This window comes from Pseudomonas sp. H3_D04 (assembly GCF_054669175.1).
Map to the genome: position 1 here is coordinate 5,168,304 of NZ_CP162801.1, position 18,418 is coordinate 5,186,721.

The following is an 18,418-nucleotide window of genomic DNA, read 5'->3' on the forward strand; positions in this document are numbered from 1 at the left end:
TAAAAAACAGGCAATTACCACCCGAACCCCGTACAAAAGTGCTCCCCCGCGTAATGGTAGTTTTTAGCGGACAGCAAAGGGGCTAAGATGCGCCAGAATTCCCATCAGGAAACCGGACATGCGCCTACCCGATTTCATCAGGCAACACGTAGACCGTATCGTCGATGAATGGGAGCAGTTCGCCAGCACCATTACCCCGGCGGCCGAGCACATGGACAAGGTCGCCCTGCGCGATCACGCCAAGGTCATTTTGCTGGCCGCCGCGCGAGACATGACCACCGCGCAAACCTCCAGCGAACAGATGGCCAAGGCCAAGGGCGAAGGCCCGGAAAAAACCCCGAGCCTGGACGAGGCCGGTGCCAGTCATGGCGAACTGCGGCATACCGTGGGGTTTGATCTGGTACAGATGACATCGGAATTCCGTCATTTGCGTGCCTGCGTCATCCGTTTGTGGGTCGACAGCCTGGCGTCTCCGGACATGGCCTATTTCCAGGACATGATCCGTTTCAACGAAGCCATTGACGAAGCACTCGCCGAATCCACCGCGGCCTACGCCGAGCAGGTCAATCGTTCGCGGGATATCTTTCTGGCGATCCTGGGGCATGACCTGCGGGCACCCTTGCAAGCGGTGAGCATGTCCACCGAATTACTGCTGCGCAAAGCCAAGCTTGAAGGCGATGCGCTGACCTGCGCGGTCAATATCAAGCACGGCGCGCGGCACATGGCGGCGATGGTCGGCGATTTGCTGGAGCTGGTGCGCAGTCGCCTGGGTAAAAGCCTGCCGATCGAACGGGCCCCCATGGACCTGGCCGATGCCGCCCATGCGGCGATTGCCGAAGCCTGCGCCGGTAACCCCGAGTGCGATCCGACGGTCCACGTAAAGGGTGACACCCGAGGCGCCTGGGATGCCGGACGAGTGAGTCAACTGTTGCAGAACCTGATCGGCAACGCCTTGCAGCATGGGTTGAACAAGCGTGACGTGACGGTGACCCTGACGGGCGAGCCGGACACGGTTCGCCTCACGGTGCATAACTATGGCGCTCCGATCCCCGAGGAAGCGATCGGCACGATTTTCGATCCGCTGGTGCGCAGCGCTGACGAGCAGCTCGGCCAACCCTCCACCAGCCTTGGTTTGGGGTTATTTATCGTCAAGGAAGTGGTCGATGCACACGGCGGGACGATCGAGGTCAGTTCCAGCGAAGCGGAAGGCACGCTGTTTACCGTGGTGTTGCCGCGCAAGGTTTAATACCACGGACCGCGTCATCGTTCGTCGCGAGCAGGCTCGCTCCCACAGTTGACCGTATTGCTTCTGGAAGAACCCGATCCAATGTGCGAGCGAGCCTGCTCGCGAAGGGGCCGTGTCAAACGACACAAAACCAGCAGAACACTACTCGACGACCAACCGCCCCAACCGCTGCTTGAGCATGCGATTCTCCGCCCGCAGCTGCTGGACCTCTTCAAGCAGGTCCAGCGCCAGGGCGACGCCTTCCCACTCCAGCTCCAGATCGCGCCGCAGCTTGGCGGCGCGCTTGGCCAGAGCCAGCTCGTAATCGTTGAAAACCCAATCCTTGGGCTGCTTGCCCTGAGGTTCGAGGATGCCGTGCTCGACGATTTCGATCACGTAGACGTCCGACAGCTCGGTCGCCTCACAGAATTCTGCCATGTCCAGTTGAACGATCAGGGGCTTGCTCATGATGGGCTACTCCGTCTCTTGGATCAGAAATTTTCTCTCGGGTCGAAAGCGGCTTTTTTCGCCAGTTCTTCCCACAGCGCCTTGACCTCGTCGCTCGAAGTCTTGGGCATCACGGCTTTCAATTGCACGAACAGGTAGCCTCGCTCGCCCGCCTTGTTCAGCAGACCGTGCCCCTTGGCGCGCATGCGCTGGCCGTTCTGGCTGCCGGCCGGGACCTTGAGGTTGATCTTGCCGGTCAGTGTAGGCACGGCGACTTCGGTACCCAGCGCCAACTCCCAGGGCGCCAGCGGCAAGGTAATGATCAGGTTCTCGCCTTCGACGTCGAATTTTGGGTGCGGCGCAAAGCGAATGATCAGGAACAGATCGCCGTTGGCCCCGCCACCGATGCCCGGCGCCCCTTGGCCCTTGAGGCGGATGCGCTCGCCGTCGGTCACACCGGCCGGGATTTTCACGTTCAGGCTTTTGCTGGTGTTGCTGACGTGCTGGCCGGCCGCGTTGTAATGCGGCACCTGGAAGGAGACCTTCTTCGACTCGTTCGACAGGCTTTCTTCCAGAAAAATCGGTAGTTCCATTTCCACGTCTTGCCCTCGGCGCCCGGCACTGCGGCCCGACTGTCCACCACCAAAACCCGGACCACGGTTGCCGAAGATCGAACTGAAGAAGTCCGAAAAATCGCCCGTGTCCTGACCACCGCCGAACCCACCGCCGCCACGGCCCTGCCAACCCGGCGGCCCCTGGAACGGTTGGCCGTGCTGGCCGTATTTGCGCAAGTCGTCATATTCGGCGCGCTTGTCGGCACTTTTCAGCGCTTCATAAGCTTCCGAGGCGTCCTTGAACTTGGCCTCGGCGTCCTTTTCCTTGCTGACATCGGGGTGGTATTTGCGCGCCAGTTTCCGATAAGCCGCCTTGATCGTCTTATCGTCCGCGGTCGGTTCCACACCGAGAATCTTGTAATAGTCTTTGAAGTCCATCTAAGGATCACCATCCGTTATCGATATCGCGCCGTCACCGTAGTCTGCGCGTATTTCCAGGCGCCGGGTTGACCGATCTCAAGTTTGTGACCGGGTAGCGCGTCAGAAGTTTATCGGCAGCAGTGGGCGGTTCTTGCGACCGTCCGATGGCTGCCAGGCTCAATGCAGACAAGTTTGGGGCATCCGGCCATCTTATCAAGGCGCCATTGGTGTATTTAGCGGATAGTCGGCCTTCGAATCTGCGCCGCACTGACATACACTGCGCGGCCGTTTTTTAACCGGAACCTGAAAGTCATGAAAAACGCATCTCCAGCCCGTGCCTGTGGTATCGACTTCGGCACGTCCAACTCCACCGTCGGCTGGCTGCGCCCCGGCATGGAAACGCTGATCGCGCTGGAGGACGACAAGATCACCCTGCCGTCGGTGGTGTTCTTCAACATGGAAGAACGCCGCCCGGTGTACGGTCGGCTGGCGCTGCACGAGTACCTGGAAGGCTACGAAGGCCGGCTGATGCGCTCGCTCAAGAGCCTGCTGGGCTCCAAGCTGATCAAGCACGACACCAGCGTCCTCGGCACGGCGATGCCGTTCAAGGACCTGCTCGGGCTGTTTATCGGCCAGTTGAAGAAGCGCGCCGAGACGGCCGCCGGTCGGGAATTCGAGGAAGTGGTGCTGGGCCGCCCGGTGTTCTTCGTCGATGACGACGAAATGGCCGACCAGGAAGCCGAGAACACCCTGGTGGACGTGGCGCGCGCCATCGGCTTCAAGGATGTGTCGTTCCAGTACGAACCGATTGCGGCGGCATTCGACTACGAGTCCACCATCGAAAAGGAAGAGCTGGTACTGATCGTCGACATCGGCGGTGGTACCTCCGACTTCTCGCTGGTGCGCCTGTCCCCGGAGCGCCGCACCCACGACAACCGTCACGACGACATCCTCGCCACCGGCGGCGTGCACATCGGCGGGACCGACTTCGACAAGCAGTTGAGCCTGCAGGGCCTGATGCCGTTGTTCGGCTACGGCAGCCGCATGAAGAGTGGCGCCTACATGCCCACCAGCCACCACATGAACCTGGCGACCTGGCACACCATCAACTCGGTGTACTCGCAGAAGTCGACCCTGGCCCTGGGCAGCATGCGCTACGACATCGAAGACACCGGCGGTATCGATCGCCTGTTCAAGTTGATCGACCAGCGCGCCGGACACTGGCTGGCCATGGAAGTGGAAGAAACCAAGATCCAGCTGACCCACGCCGACAGCCGCCATGTGCCGCTGGACCGCATCGAGCCGGGCTTGAGCGTTGAGCTGAGTCGCGCGCTGTTCGAGTCGGCCATCGACAACCTGCTGGAGCGCGTGCGCAACAGCGTGACCCAACTGCTGAACGACGCCAACGTGCGGGTCGATCAGGTCGACACGGTGTTCTTCACGGGCGGTTCGAGCGGCATTCCGGCGCTGCGCAACAGCGTGTCGGCGATGTTGCCGAATGCGCGGCATGTGGAAGGGAACATCTTCGGCAGCATCGGCAGCGGGTTGGCGATCGAGGCGATGAAGCGTTACGGCACGATGGACTGATTCGCAACCCGAGGTAGTGATCGTTACCACGCTCTGCGTGGGAATGCATCCCGTGACGCTCCGCGTCACAGCCTCATCAACGGACGCAGAGCGTCCATGGCGGCATTCCCACGCAGAGCGTGAGAACGATTATGGGGTGGTTACACCATCCCCACCTGCTTCAACTCACTCTTCAGGTACGCGTAATAAATCGGCCCCGCCACCACCCCTGGCAGGCCGAACGCGGCCTCGAACACCAGCATTGCCAGCAGCAACTCCCACGACTTGGCACTGATCTGCCCGCCGACAATGCGCGCGTTGAGGAAGTATTCGAGCTTGTGGATAAAAATCAGATAACCCAGCGCCGCCATGGCGACCCAGATCGACAGCGACAAGCCGACGATGGTGATCAGCGTGTTCGACATCAGGTTGCCGATCACCGGTAACAGACCGAGCAGGAAGGTCAGCACGATCAGGGTTTTGGTCAGCGGCAGCTGGACGCCGAACATCGGCAGGATCACCGCCAGGAAGATCCCGGTAAAGAAGGTGTTGAGCAGGGAAATCTTGATCTGGGCGAAGACGATATTGCGAAACGCCTGGACCAGCAGGTGCAGGCGGTCGAACAACGCGGCAGCCAGCGGCTTGCGCTTGGTCACGTCCGGTATGCGCTGCAAGGCGATGATCGCCCCGAGCACCATGCCGATCAGCAGCGTCACAAACATGTGCGCCGCGTCCTTGCCGACCAGTTGCAAGTCGCTCAGGTGCTTGCTCATCCACTCGCCGATGGCCACGCGAAATTCCGCGGCACTGGCGGGCAGATAGGCGTCGATGAACGGCGGCAGCTGCCCGCGCGCGCGGTCAACCACGTGCATGAATTTGTCGAGCGATGCGCCCGGGTTTTCCGCCTCGTGCAGCAAAAAGCTGATGGCGCCGGCAAAAATCAGGGTCAACACGCTGACCACTAACGTCCCCAGCAACGCCACCGCCAGCCAGCGCGCGCGTCGACCTTCGATCAGCCGCTGCAACTGCGGGGTGAGCATGTTGACCAGTTCGAACACCAGCAACCCGGCCAGCAGGCTAGGCAGCAGTCGCAGCGGGATCACCAGCAGCAAACCACCAAAGATGATGACCCAACTGATCAGCAGCAAAACGTGGCGTTGAGAAAACGTTGGCATACAGCCTCAAAACGAACGACGTAAAAGGATTGGCAGTCTGCCAGCGTTCGCAGGCCAGCACTAGGGATTGTGTAGGGCGACCTTAGTGGGGCGTGGGCGATTTTTTATAGCGGCCATGCTGGCCCCTTCGCGAGCAGGCTCGCTCCCAGTCCTGCGAACACAGTTCCATTGTGGGAGCGGGCTTGCTCGCAAAGGGGCCCTCACAGCCACCACAATCTGCCGCCCGTTATGACTCAGTTATTTATTTTTTCTTCAGGCAATCACTCATGAATGCTTTGCGCTCATCACCCTTAAGCGCTTTGGTCGCCGCATCGGCGTTGCAGGTTTTCATTTTCTCTTGCTGAGGGGTCAAGGTCTTGGCGTCATTGGCGGCCGGTGCCGCCTTGAGGCAGGTGCTCATGAAGGCTTTGCGCTCGTCGCCCTTGAGGCCTTTCGCGGTAGCGTCAGCGTTGCAGGTGGTCATCTTGTTCTGCTGCTCAGTGGCGGCGAAGCCCTGGGCACTAAGCAGCAAACCGATCATCAACAAAGGGACACGCAACATCATCATGGAGTTTTCTCCTTGTTGCCGCACCGAGGGGTGCGGCCTCAATCTGGAGTGTAGACAACCCCTGTTACACATTCATCCACCGACGCAACCGATGGCCCTCAATCAACCTCCGATTCCAGAAGATCTTTAAAGGCTTCCCGGTATCGCTGATAAGCATCAACCCGGTTATCAATGACCGACGCGGGCATCCGCTCGAACAAGACCGGCGTGCCCCCCTCGACCGCATAAGTCTGTCCAAGCTCACGCAACGACGTCCATTGGGCATATGCCGCACCCTCCTCATAGAGCTTGTTGATTTTTATCTGCCGGAACGTGTTCGCCTCGGAAACCGCAGGCAATACCGCCGGCCCTGGCGCGGCTTCATTGATAAAGGCGTACTCGGCCACGGCCGGCCCGGGGGTCAGTGTGGTCACCGGCGGCATTTCGAAATTGAAGTGTGCATTGCTGGCCAAGTGCGCTGCGGGAAATTCCGGCCACGAGTCAGCGACGACCAGAGCATCAAGATTGCTCAGATCATCTCCTATCACTACATATTGATGATCAAAACGGGTGGCCCTGACAATGTGAATGCTGGACGTCCGGGGCTGGCTGGCGAGAATCGAAAACGTGACCTTCGAGTTCTCCGAACAATTCCCGCCCTTGATATCAATGGCTTTGCGAGCGGCCTCAGCGGTGGTCAGTTTTGCGGAGAACCCGCCCTCCTCAAGGTCCATCCCTCGCAGGCCTTTGATTTTGGCAATCGCCGAACCGCCGTTTTCCCACATGCTTGGCAACTGATTCCCCGATAACGGCAGGAGCTCCTTGGCTCGATAGATCGCGTCCTGCGCCATTTTCAAGTTGGCCATGGTTTGAGGCGATACCTGAACCGGCCCTTCGGTCTCGACCACGGCCTGGGAAAACCACTCCCCATAGCTGCTTAAATCAGCCAGCTCCGGACTTGGCGTTACACCGTTCTCCCGGACTGAATGTAACAGCGCCTGGTAAGCATTGACCCGCCCGGTCTGTTCCAGATTGCGCGCATTCAACCCCAGGTTTCGTTCCAGTTCAGTGAGCGGCACCAGGCCCTCTTTGGTAAACAGGCGCCCGGTCAACGCGTTGAACTGCTCTGGCAGCATCAGCTTCTGCAGATCAGGCAACGCCTCGATACTTTGGACGATCCGCAGGCCTGGCCCGGCCTCTCCGGTCGCATTGGCTGCGTTCAGCGCCTCGAAAAGGTCGAAAAGATAATCCTGTGGAAGGCTGTCGTGAATCAGTTTCAGGCCGCGCAGATAATCGAATCGCTTGAATGCCGAAACAGAAGGATGGAACGCTACCGTGACCAGGTCGCTGTATTGGCCGCCGATGTCTTCCAGGACTGCACGTTCGCCGCCCGCGCCCGGCGAGCCACCACGCAGGCGCATCAATTGAGGATCGTAAGTGAGCGGATCAAGAACCGGCAGACCGTCCAGCACCTTCAGCAACTGATAGGGCTGCAATGCGTTGTCGCGCAGGGCCAGCTTCAGTTTGGCCCCCTGGCCGATATAGATGTTCAGCGCGTTACGCTCGGCGTCCGGCAACGCCTGCAAAATAGCGGAAAACAGATCCATGCCCGAATGCAGGGCATTTGCGTCTTCGTCATAAGCGACGAATGTCGAGTCATGAAGCTCGACGAGCGTACGGCGAATCCCTGCGTCGTCCTGGCCGATACTGTCGAGCAGGGTTCCGTCGTACTCGAACCGTCGGACCTCAATGTGCACATCGGGATTCCAGCCGCGAAGATGCTCAAGGGAGTGCAGCGCCAGCCGGTCCATGTCGGGACTGTCGACCGAGTCGAGGTAAAAACCTTCATAAGCACGACTCATGCGCACGTCTCGCAGCGCCCAACGCGCGAGGTTTTCCAGCCTTGCGGGCAACTGCCCGCGCTCAATCGCCTGGACTTCGGAGGGCGTGGCGATGGACAGCAACTCCCGGGCGACAGTGCCAGGCAGGCCCGGCACTTGGGCCTGGATCGTTTTGGCGCTGTCACTCGTGGCAGCTTCGACACGACGATAACGTGCGTTGAACAGCGACGTGCGCTTGCTCCTGGCCCGTTTCGCCAACTCGGCCCGCAGATTTTTGGCGTTCAGCTCCAGCGTGCTGGGCGTGATATGAAACTCGACGTCCAACAAGGTGTTCAGTTGTGCTTCATCCAGGTGCGATAACAGCGTCTTGAGCAGATCGACGTCAGCCAGACGATTGCTGTTTATCTGGACACCCGGCCCGCCCGCGCGACCGATGACCCGAAGCACTTCGCCCCTGGCGTCTACCAGCTCAATCGCATTGCCGGGCCACAGACCATCGAGCAGCTGAAATTGCATCTCGGGATCGGCGCTTGAGTAATCTTGCGCACGCTCGCTGCCCATCTGCTCGATGAAGGTCTGAATGTCACGGTCGATACGAAACCGGGTCACGGTATCGCTGAGCAACGGCGATGGCCGCTCATTGTCGGCATACATTTGGCGGATCGCGCTGGCATCGGTCTGGCTGACCGTGCGGATGTCGCCGTAGGCGTCGGCCAGCTCACCCATGTCCGGGCCGAGTCGCGCCATCAAGGTCGAGTCATCCCACCTATGGGGTTGCTCGCCTTCAATTACGAAGGCACCTTCGCCGTTGCTCTCCACCACGGGTTGATAGGCGTCGGAGCGGGTCGGATGTTTAACCCTGTGTTTGCCGTTCTGTGGATCTTTCGTCAGTTCGAAGTGCCGGGTGTCCAGCTTGAGAATCGGCTTGCCCTCATGCCGGTGCAGCCAGGTTTCATCAGGCTTTGAATCCGCAGTCAGGGTCAGGTTTTGTTTTTGATAGGGCTCAAGGTCGCGGCTCCACAGGCGTTTGGCGCCGTTGGCGAGCGTGACCGGTGTTGTCGACTCGATGAACGATGACAACTTGGGCAGTACCACCTCACTGCCGATTTTCATGCCGCCGGCGAAGGCCACCAACTGGACCAGGCTTTCGACAAACCCAATGATGTGCTCGGCCCCTTCCAGATAGAGACCTTCAGCCAGATCCACAATGCCTTCGACGACCTCGCTGACCAACTGATAAACCATGTAACCCATCATTACCTCGCCCACAAAGGGTATGAAAGGCCCCACCACCATTAACGCGGCATTGAAGACGTCGGAAAGCATTTTTTCCAGGTTGTCGAACCACGCCCAGCGCTCCATACGATCGGCATCTTGCGTCGAGATGACCATCTCCCGGGCGTCGTTCAGGATTTTGTTTTGCTGTTGCTGGTAGAGATAAAGCCAAGGGTCGCCCGTAAAAAAGGTATGGATGTCGTTCTCGAACCGAACGTGCTCAAAGTGCAGGCGCGGATTCTCGATGGGCGTTTCGCGCCATACCGGCTGATCGACGCCCGGAATTTTGTCGTGTTGGGTTATTTCCACCAGCGCGGCATTGAGTGCCGAGAAGAAGCGCCCCCGTTGTTGATGGTCGACAAAACGGCTGAAGAACTGCTGATAACTGTTTGTGGAATTCCTTGGGGCATCCCGCAATTGGCGAGTGAGCTCACGGGCGAACTCGGCCTTCGAGGCGTACTCTTTCAGTGGATGCTCCGGGTCATGTGGCACATAGACAATGACTCGCCGGGCGGCGCTGTCGTGGATATGCAGATCAGGGGCGATCAGCACGATGCCTCTCAACTGGACATCGAGAATTTTCAGCTGATAGTAATGAACGGGAAGGCCATCCATCTTCCACGCTTTAATATCCTTGAGCAGGCTTTGTACGGCCAGGTAGCCACTGGCCGAGATGTCATTTTTAAGGCTGGCCAGATACAGGGCTGCTTTTAACGCAGCCTTTTGGCTTTTTATGACTGTTTGCTGCACCACACTACGCACCAGCCCGTCGACAGGGCGCACATAGCCTTCAAGATGGGCTTTATAGTGAGCGCCGATATCCAGAGTGCGGCAAAGCGTCTTGAATTGGTCGACACTCATATTGTTACGAACACCGGTTATATCGAATCGATTCGATTTGTCCGGCCGGGTAATAAACTGCGAATCAGAGGTTAATACTTCTTTATCTGAAAAATTATGTAATGCCGCATCCAGCAGAGAAACAATGCGCGATTCCACGCCGTTATTGAAATTGTTGGCCCAAGGGGATAAATGGGGCGGAGAAAACAACTGCAAGAAAGTTTCCTTTACATCGACGTCTACACCGTATTGATCTTTCAGCGCCTGACGAAGCAGCGGTTCAGCAAAGGCGTAGACATCTTGCGCCTCGCTCAGCATCTGGTCGACATCGTTTTGTGCCCGCCAGCTTTCCTCCGAGGCGCGCTGCAGGGCTGCGAGCTGCATCGGTGAAGCGGTGCTAATCCATTCCGGAAGTGGGGCTATCACGGTTTTTAACGCGCTGATTCTGTGGGGTGAAGTTTGGCGCATCCATTCCGGGATAGCATTTTTTATAAGTTCGTGATGTATGCTTTTTTGTTGTATTGCGGTTGCTGATATTTCATCGATCCGGATTGAAGTGGTCACATTGATACTCTGCATAAGTTTGCTGAACAGAAACGGCTTATGCAACTAGCGTACAACGTTAATCACTCAATCAAATGAAGTTCAATTCCGATTAGCCTGTAAGAAACTTCACCACTTAAAACTTCTAACATCCACTGACTTCTTTATCTCAGATAATTCGTTGCCGACGATATTGCTCAGGCGTACACCCGGCCTGACGTTGAAACATCGCAATAAATGCCGAACCGGTGCTGTAACCCATGTCGAAGGCAATGTTTTGAATGCTGCGTTGACTGTCCAGCGCTTCGATCGCCGCGAGGAAACGCAAGCGTTGCCGCCACTCGCCGAAACTCATGCCCAGCTCACGGACAAACTGCCGCGCCAAGGTGCGTTCGCTGACATGGATCTGCGCGGCCCAGTGCGCCAATGGCCGATTGTCCCCGGGCTCGGCTTGCAGGGCTTCAAGTATTACGAGCAATCCCGAGCTGCTGGCGTAAGGCAAATAACACTCCTGGATGGGTGCCAGTTGCAACTGGTCCACCAACACCTGCGCCAGACGTTTGTCCGCATCGTGGTCGGGAATTTTCACGTCGCGGGCGGCGAAGTCCTTGAGGATCGCCTTGAGAATGTCGCTGATTGCCAGCGTGCACGCTTGTTGTGGCAACGCGGTGCACAACACCGGCGCCAGGCAGACCGCGCGATAGTTGATCGGTTGATTGCTGTAGAAACTGTGCTCGGCCTGTGGCGGCACCCACACCGCGTATTGCGGCGGCGACATGAAGCGGCTGCTGCCAATTTCCATGTGCAACACACCGTTGGCCGAATACTCGAGGGTGCCCCACGGGTGACGGTGGGTCGAGGCATATTCATGGGTGTCGAAGTCGGCATAACGGAAATAGACCGGGGACGGCAATTCTGCGAAGTCGAGCAGGTCGATGTGTTTACTGGTCATGCTGTCCGTCATCAAGGGCAGGTTGTCTGGATTGAAGTATAGGCTTGCATCCAGACAGGCGGATAATCGCTCCTCACTAACGTTGATGGTTTTTCTGATGCAATACGCTTATCCCCTGCTGGCCATTTTCATTTGGGCCGGCAACACCGTGATCAACAAACTGGCGGTCGGCGCGATCTTCCCCGCGGAAATCGGCTTCTATCGCTGGCTGCTGGCCGGGATTCTGTTCACGCCGTTCATGCTCAAACCGGTGATCGCGCATTGGCCGCAGATTCGCCCGAACCTGGGCAAGATTTTCATCCTTGGCGTGCTCGGCATGGCCGTCTATCAGAGCCTGGCGTACTTCGCCGCAACGCTGACTACAGCTACCAACATGGGGATCATCTTGTCGCTGATGCCCTTGATGTCGCTGGCCATGGCAATTGTCAGCCTCGGTCAGCGCCTGACTGCGGGCGCATTGGCCGGCGCGGTGTTGTCGTTCGCCGGCGTGTTGGTGGTGGTGTCGTCCGGCAGCCTCGGCGCACTGCTTGAGCACGGCGTGAACCTGGGCGACGCGATGATGCTGATCGCCACGCTGGCCTACGCGATCTACAGCACGCTGCTGAAAAAATGGCAGCTGCGCTTGCCGCCACTGGTGCTGTTGTATTTGCAGGTGCTGGTGGCGGTGGTGGTGCTGTTTCCGCTGTTTATCGCTTCACCGAAGGTCGGACCGACCTTGCAGAATATTCCGCTGGTGCTTTATGCCTGCTTGCTGGCTTCGATGCTGGCGCCATTGGCGTGGATGCAGGCCGTGGTGCGCCTGGGACCGAGCCGGACCACGCTGTTTTTCAATTTGCTGCCGTTGATTACGGCGTTGATTGCGGCGGTGGTACTGAATGAACAGTTGGCGATGTATCACCTGGTGGGTGGGGTGTTGACGCTGGGTGGGGTGGTGCTTTCGGAGCGCTGGACTACCGTGTTGGGCCGTAAGGTCAGCGTTGCCTGACCCGACGCCTTCGCGGTCCAACTGACGTTTACACGCCAGCCGCTTTCAATCGGGCCGCATGCTCGACAAACAACCGCACCGGATCCGCCCCTTTCCCCACCAGCCCCAGCGACTGATTGACGATGTCGAAGTGATCCATCGGATACTCATCGCCAATCACCGTCCCCAAGTGCGAGCTGTAACGCCCGACCATCCCGTCGCAATGCCCGGTTTCGCGCACAAAGGTTCTGGCAAACAGCCGGCAACTGCGGTTCGTGCCGTCGAACCGGTTACCGCCGCGGTCCGTCTTGCCCGGTTGCAACGTCCCGGACCAGGAGTAATAGCGCACGCCGTTGACCTCTTCCGGCCCGTGCCCGCCCCAGGTTTCAGGCAGGCCCTGCGGATAACGCTGATTGAACAGCGCCACGCCTTGAGTGGTCAGCGAATGGTGCGAAGCCGGGATATCCACAGGCAACTTCGGCCCGCGATAGCCGGTTTCCAGCAGGCTCATCAACGCGCCGATCCAGCGCAACAACACGCTGAGAACCCGTCCTTTGAACGTGTCGGCCGGGTAATGCTTTTCCAGATAATCCGCCAGCTCCGAGCCATGATTCGGCCCTGCGACCGACGTGACGGACGCCACGCGATCCGGACGTTTGGCGGCCGCGTAACGGGCTGTGAGCGAGCCTTGGCTGTGGCCGATCAGGTTGACCTTCTCGGCCCCGGTTTCCCGCAGAATCTCCTCGATCCGCGCCAGCAACTGCTCGCCGCGCACCTCGCTGGAATTGAGCGGCGAGACCTGCACCGCAAACACCGTCGCCCCACCCCGGCGCAACGCCGAAATGATCCCGTACCAGTACGGATACAGCACCAGACGGATAAACCCGAGCATTCCCGGGACCAGCACCAACGGATAACGCGTGGCAGAACCTTGCGACATGGACGGACATCCTTGTGATCGATGAGATGAAGCAAGGCGCGATGCAAGACGTCAGCCAAGCATCGTCACCCAAGATGACAACTCGACGACCAGTCTATGACATCCACCCTACTTCAGCCCCACCACGCCTGCCACGATCAGCCCCACCGACACCAGTTTGATCGCCGTCAGGCTTTCACCCAGCAGCGCAAAGCCGAGAAACACCGTGCCCAGCGAACCGATGGCGGTCCAGATCGGGTAGGCGATGCTTACCGGCAACTCGCGCATGGCCAGGGTCAGGAAGTAAATCCCGCCGACGGCGGCCACCACCGTGATCAGCGATGGCCAGAGCCGGGTAAAGCCTTCGGCGTACTTCATGCCCATGGCGAAGGTAACTTCGAACCCGGCGGCGATCAGCAGAAACAGCCAGGCCATCAGAACTCCCGGGCCAGCGTCAGCAAGCGCTGCTCGGCTTCGGCCAGCGAAATCTCGAACGTGCGCTCAGCCGACTCTTCGCCTTCGGCAGCCACCACGGTGATGTCGGTGATGCCGATGAACCCCAGCGCGGTGCGCAGCAACAGATCGGCATGGTTCATCGCCTCCAGCTCGCCGCCCGGCCCGAAACCGAAGCCGCCGCGACTGGTGACGATCAGGGCTTTTTTGCCGTGCACCAACGGCTCGTACTGCGCCACGCCATTGTCCAGGGTGTGATTGAACGTCAGCCCGAGCCGCACAATCTGATCGATCCAGGCCTTGAGGCCGCTGGGTACGCTGAAGTTGTGCATCGGCGTGGAAATCACCAGCAAATCGTGACCGAGCAACTCGCCGACCAGCTCATCGCTGAACGCCAGGTCGGCCTGCATCGACAAGGGACGCGCTTGGGGCTCGGGGTAAAAGGCCGCGGCCACAAAAGCCTCGTTAACCGGCGGTATCAATGCCCGACCGATTTCCCGGCGAGTCAGCTGCGACTGAGGATGTCGCGCTTGCCAAGCGCCAAGAAACACTTCCGCCAGACGCCGGGAATGGGAACGCTCGCCACGGGGGCTGGCATGGATCGCAAGAATCTTGCTCATCTGAATCTCCTTAAGGGCTAAACTGCCTGTGGCTTGCAGATTGAAGCTCACAGCCGCCCTTCTTCAACTGAGTAGAAATCAGTCTGGATGAATCCATTTCATCCATGGAGTATTTGAATGTTTGCCTCGTTGCCGCTCACCGCCCTGCGCGCCTTCGAATCCGCCTCGCGCCTGCTGAGTTTCAAGGCCGCCGCCGAAGAACTTTCGGTGACGCCCACAGCGGTGTCGCACCAGATTCGTTCGCTGGAGAACTGGCTCGGCGTGCCGCTGTTCGAGCGGCTGCCACGGCAGGTGCGCCTCACCGACGGCGGCGAACGGTTGTTCCGCAGCCTGCACGGCGCGCTGCTGGAAGTGGCGCAAAGCGTCGACACCCTGCGCCCGCAACGCAGCGGCGCGAGCCTGACGATCTCCACCACGGCGGCCTTCGCGGCGTTGTGGCTGGTGCCGCGTCTGGGTCGGTTTTACGCCCGCCATCCGAACATCAACCTGCGCCTGGACACCCACTGCGAAGTCATCGATCTGCATCAGGACGCCAGCGTCGATTTGGTGGTGCGCTACAGCCTGGGTGATTACCCGAACCTTTATGGGCTGTGCCTGTTCGACGAATCGTTCGGCGTCTATGGCTCGCCCGGGCAGGTGGCCCTGGCGGCTGAGCGGGTACCCACGCTGATCAGCGTGCGCTGGCACAACTCCAAACTCTATGCCCACGGCTGGGCGGCCTGGTGCGCGCAGTCCGGCGAAAGTTGGCTGACAGGGCAGCCGGCGGTCCGTGAATACGACGAAGAGCATTACGCCCTGCAAGCCGCGATCGCCGGGCAGGGGCTGGTGCTGGCGAGCAATATCCTGGTGTCGGAAAGCGTGGCCAACGGTTTACTGGTCGCCTACCGGGGCGAGGTCCAGGTGGATGGCGCCGGCTATAGCGCACTCTGTGTGCCGGGACGCGAACGGCATCCGCCGGTACGGGCGTTTTTTGCGTGGCTGCGCGAGGAGGCGCTGTTGTCCGGGCATGGGTTGGCGTGACCATTTCGGGCGCTTTTACGATGGACAAATGGCATAAAACTTTTCGCCGCGCTCATCACTCACACCTTAAGTAGCGATCACTTCCCCAGAAGGTGACGCAAACCGGATTAGCCTCCAGGAGAACGAGATGAGTGACATGCATTTGTCTGACGTAACCACCCTTCGCGAACGGGCCCGCAAGAACGTCGAGAACGGCGCGGTGACCGAAAGCTACAGCGCTGACCGTGAAGAAGTATTGCGCCTGCTGAACGAGTCGCTGGCCACGGAACTGGTCTGCGTGTTGCGCTACAAGCGCCACTACTTCATGGCCAGCGGCTTGAAAGCCAACGTCGCGGCCGACGAATTCCTCGAGCACGCAACCCAGGAAGCCGAGCACGCCGACCGACTGGCCGAGCGCATCGTGCAACTGGGCGGCGAGCCGGAGTTCAACCCTGACCTGCTGTCGAAAAACTCCCACGCGCAATATGTGGCGGGCAATTCCCTTAAAGAGATGGTCTACGAAGACCTGGTCGCCGAGCGGATTGCCATCGACAGCTACCGCGAGATCATTCAGTACATCGGCGAAAAAGACCCGACCACCCGGCGCATCTTTGAAGACATCCTGGCTCAGGAAGAAGAGCATGCGGATGACATGGCTGACATTCTGAAAGATCTTTAGCGCCTTTCAGATTGCCTTCGCGGGCGAGCCTCGCTCCTACAGGTTTAGTATTCTCCTGAAGGAGCGAGGCTTGCCCGCGAAGGCAGCCACACTGACACCCCATTATTTCGTTGGTTTAACGGTCACCGGCGCCTTGCCTGCCTTCATCTGTTCCAACAATGGCGCACACTGATTCGGCTCACCCCCACTCGGTGCCACCAACGCCAACAGCCCCGCCGCTGGCGCTGCAATCACGCCCAATGCAACCATCCCGGCGCCACGCAAAATCAGCGGCACCGCCTTCACGCCCGCATCCGGCTTGATGAACTTGCCCCGCACGTATAGCGGCGAGCGCAACGAAATCAACCGCCAGCCTTTGGATTCCGGGGTGATCGTCAGGTCCAGCTGCTCCGTCGCCATGTTCGCCGTGCCGTCGATATAGATGATCGCGTTCTCGGTATCGAAGACGAACAGTCGGGTGGTGGCCAAACCGGTCTTGATATCGAAGTCGGCCGCCGCGCAATTGATCTTCACTTCCTTGTCGCCAAAGATCTTGCCCACCACATAGTTGCCGACGTTGAGCCCGGCCAGCTCCATCAACTCGCGGCTGATGGCGCCATCGTTGATCAGCATTTTCAGGTTGCCATTGGCGCTGCCCAGCAGCTTGGCCACCGAGTTGCCACGGCCGGTGATGTCGGCATCACCGTTGAGTTCGCCGAAACTGGTTTTCATCGGTTCAAAGGTCGGGAACAGCTGCTTGAGCTTGAACTTGCGCGCGGTCAGTTTGGCCCGGCCTTCCAACGGCTCGGTGCGGCCATTGAGGCGAATCTGCGCATCCAGGTTGCCGCCCGCCACGCCGAAACGCAGAGGCTCCAGACTGAGAACACCGTCGGTCAGCACCAGGTGCGTATAGAGGTCATTGAACGGCAATTTTTCGCTGTGGATGATGCGCTTGCCGGTGAATTCGACGTCGGCGTCCATGTCACGCCAGCGCTCGGTCTTGAACTCCTCGACCGGCAACACCTTATCCGTCGGCTGCTTGCTTTCGCCGCCACGGGCCTTTTGCTTGGCGTTGGAGTCAGCACCGATCAACGGGGCCAGGTCGGCGAACAGCAGTTGGTTGGAAACAAGCGAACCACTGAGTTTCGGCCGCGGCTGGCTGGCGACATAGGCCAGGCTGCCGTGGATGTCGCTCTCGCCGATCTTGCCGTTGAATGCTTCATAGCGGAACACCGCACCACCCGGCTCATGCAGTTTGGCGATCAAATGCCCGTCGGTCTCGTAGGGCGGCGTATCCGGCAGCGTCACACCGGTCAGCGGATAGAGATTGCCCAGGCTGTTACCGGCCAGTTTCAGGCGCAGGTCCAGGGCGCCGAGGTTCAGCGGATCGGTCAGCGTTCCGGCCAGTTCGACACTGGTATCGGCGATCTTCACTTGCGCCTGGAGCGGGAACGGCCTGGCCGCATCCTGCAATGCCAGCAACCCGCCGATCTTGCCTTCGCCCGCGAGTTTCTGATTGTGGTATTGGCCTTTGACCTTCAGCGCGAACGCGTAATCCTGGGGAGCCGCGCCTTTCTCCTGCGCGGTTTTTGCGGCTTTGTCGCCGACGATATCGCTGAACGGAATAGGTTTGCCCAACGGATCAATCAGCACATCGAGCTGAGTCTTGAGGTTCTGGTCGTCGAGGGTGACGTGGCCCTTGTCGAAGCCGATGGCACCGATGTCCACCACCCAGCTCGAAGGCTCGGCGTTCGGGTCTTTGGGGTCGAACTGGAACGTCCAGTTGGCACGGCCATCGGCCAGGCGCTGAAGGTCGGCATTCGGCTCGGTCAGGTCAATACGCGGGATCACCACCCGTTGCGCCAGCAATGCCAAGGGTGAAATACGCAGCTCGACGCGTTTGAGGGTGACCATCTGTGGTTTTTTCGACCAGTCCGGGTTGCCCAGGCTCAGGTCTTCGGCCACCACGTGCGGCCACGGCACCCAGGCCCGCCAACCGCCCTCGTCGGGCTCGCGCTGCCAGACCACCGCGAGGTTGCCATTAATGGCGAACGGACGATGCAGCTCTTCAGAAACTTTGGCATTAAGGGGCGGTTTGATCCGGTTCCAATCGAAGAACGCGATGATCAGAACCAATACCGCCAGCAAGATAATCAGGCTGGCGAAGGTCCAGGTAACAATTTTACGAGTGCGCGTCATTGCACAGGGCTCCTGATACGACTGAGCGCCCTGACTGCGACGCACGTGTGAGACGACAGGCCAGAACCGGCCTGCCATGGAATCTACGACTGAAAAACGGCCCGCAGGTTTAACCGAAACATCGATTAATCCTCAAATAATCGACCGGGGAGAGACTGCCCCCGAATCCAGCGTTACCGCCCCCGCACTTTTGTGCGGCATCAGTGGGTCGAAAATACCCACTCCAGTGCAAAAGCGATCGC

15 protein-coding genes are annotated in these 18,418 nt (G+C 59.3%); 5 read left to right on the forward strand and 10 right to left on the reverse strand.

Features of this window, described 5'->3' with window-relative positions:
* Positions 1 to 118 precede the first annotated feature (118 nt).
* A complete protein-coding gene (locus AB4N91_RS23870) occupies positions 119 to 1,246 on the forward strand; it encodes a sensor histidine kinase (protein WP_154913210.1) in 1,128 nt (375 codons plus the stop codon).
* Positions 1,247 to 1,387: 141 nt separating this feature from the next.
* Here the strand turns inward: AB4N91_RS23870 and AB4N91_RS23875 are convergent, their stop codons facing one another.
* Positions 1,388 to 1,693, reverse strand: a complete 306-nt coding sequence (locus tag AB4N91_RS23875) for a chaperone modulator CbpM (protein ID WP_010464108.1) — start codon at positions 1,691 to 1,693, stop codon at positions 1,388 to 1,390.
* A gap of 23 nt (positions 1,694 to 1,716) precedes the next feature.
* Positions 1,717 to 2,664: a DnaJ C-terminal domain-containing protein gene (locus AB4N91_RS23880; protein ID WP_154913208.1), complete on the reverse strand. Its 948-nt coding sequence runs from the start codon at positions 2,662 to 2,664 to the stop codon at positions 1,717 to 1,719.
* Positions 2,665 to 2,958: 294 nt separating this feature from the next.
* On the opposite strand from AB4N91_RS23880, the gene AB4N91_RS23885 reads away from it, so the two are divergent.
* Positions 2,959 to 4,233, forward strand: coding sequence for an Hsp70 family protein (locus tag AB4N91_RS23885; RefSeq protein WP_145310282.1), 1,275 nt, complete (start codon positions 2,959 to 2,961; stop codon positions 4,231 to 4,233).
* Positions 4,234 to 4,373: 140 nt separating this feature from the next.
* Here the strand turns inward: AB4N91_RS23885 and AB4N91_RS23890 are convergent, their stop codons facing one another.
* The 4 genes from AB4N91_RS23890 to AB4N91_RS23905 all read right to left on the reverse strand — a co-directional run bounded on the left by AB4N91_RS23890 (position 4,374) and on the right by AB4N91_RS23905 (position 11,364).
* Entirely contained in the window at positions 4,374 to 5,387 is a 1,014-nt protein-coding gene (locus tag AB4N91_RS23890; protein WP_010464112.1) for an AI-2E family transporter, read from the reverse strand.
* Between the two features lie 241 nt (positions 5,388 to 5,628).
* Positions 5,629 to 5,934 (reverse strand): PsiF family protein, encoded by a 306-nt coding sequence (locus tag AB4N91_RS23895; protein WP_010464113.1) that lies wholly within the window; start codon positions 5,932 to 5,934, stop codon positions 5,629 to 5,631.
* Positions 5,935 to 6,032: 98 nt separating this feature from the next.
* The gene (locus AB4N91_RS23900) at positions 6,033 to 10,433 is read right to left on the reverse strand and encodes a dermonecrotic toxin domain-containing protein (protein WP_460111828.1); all 4,401 of its coding nucleotides are present in this window, start codon (positions 10,431 to 10,433) and stop codon (positions 6,033 to 6,035) included.
* A gap of 148 nt (positions 10,434 to 10,581) precedes the next feature.
* Complete coding sequence (locus AB4N91_RS23905; protein WP_191650647.1) at positions 10,582 to 11,364, reverse strand: AraC family transcriptional regulator; 783 nt, start codon at positions 11,362 to 11,364, stop codon at positions 10,582 to 10,584.
* Positions 11,365 to 11,461: 97 nt separating this feature from the next.
* On the opposite strand from AB4N91_RS23905, the gene AB4N91_RS23910 reads away from it, so the two are divergent.
* Entirely contained in the window at positions 11,462 to 12,349 is an 888-nt protein-coding gene (locus AB4N91_RS23910) for a DMT family transporter (RefSeq protein WP_460111829.1), read from the forward strand.
* A gap of 28 nt (positions 12,350 to 12,377) precedes the next feature.
* Here AB4N91_RS23910 and AB4N91_RS23915 read toward each other — a convergent pair whose 3' ends face one another.
* The 3 genes from AB4N91_RS23915 to AB4N91_RS23925 all read right to left on the reverse strand — a co-directional run bounded on the left by AB4N91_RS23915 (position 12,378) and on the right by AB4N91_RS23925 (position 14,320).
* Positions 12,378 to 13,268, reverse strand: coding sequence for an esterase/lipase family protein (locus AB4N91_RS23915; protein ID WP_077748945.1), 891 nt, complete (start codon positions 13,266 to 13,268; stop codon positions 12,378 to 12,380).
* A gap of 108 nt (positions 13,269 to 13,376) precedes the next feature.
* A complete protein-coding gene (locus AB4N91_RS23920; protein ID WP_007947555.1) occupies positions 13,377 to 13,682 on the reverse strand; it encodes a DMT family transporter in 306 nt (101 codons plus the stop codon).
* Complete coding sequence (locus AB4N91_RS23925) at positions 13,682 to 14,320, reverse strand: FMN-dependent NADH-azoreductase (RefSeq protein ID WP_154913204.1); 639 nt, start codon at positions 14,318 to 14,320, stop codon at positions 13,682 to 13,684. The genes AB4N91_RS23920 and AB4N91_RS23925 overlap by 1 nt, the downstream gene beginning before the upstream one ends.
* Positions 14,321 to 14,437: 117 nt before the next feature.
* On the opposite strand from AB4N91_RS23925, the gene AB4N91_RS23930 reads away from it, so the two are divergent.
* Together AB4N91_RS23930 and AB4N91_RS23935 are read left to right on the forward strand one after the other, a co-directional pair.
* Positions 14,438 to 15,340, forward strand: coding sequence for a LysR substrate-binding domain-containing protein (locus AB4N91_RS23930; protein WP_077748943.1), 903 nt, complete (start codon positions 14,438 to 14,440; stop codon positions 15,338 to 15,340).
* 127 nt (positions 15,341 to 15,467) lie between these two features.
* Complete coding sequence (locus AB4N91_RS23935; protein WP_010464129.1) at positions 15,468 to 15,998, forward strand: ferritin-like domain-containing protein; 531 nt, start codon at positions 15,468 to 15,470, stop codon at positions 15,996 to 15,998.
* 102 nt (positions 15,999 to 16,100) lie between these two features.
* On the opposite strand, the gene AB4N91_RS23940 is transcribed toward AB4N91_RS23935, so the two are convergent.
* Positions 16,101 to 18,176 carry an AsmA family protein gene (locus AB4N91_RS23940; RefSeq protein ID WP_154913202.1) on the reverse strand — a complete coding sequence of 692 codons (2,076 nt, stop codon included), beginning with the start codon at positions 18,174 to 18,176 and terminating at the stop codon, positions 16,101 to 16,103.
* Positions 18,177 to 18,418 lie beyond the last annotated feature (242 nt).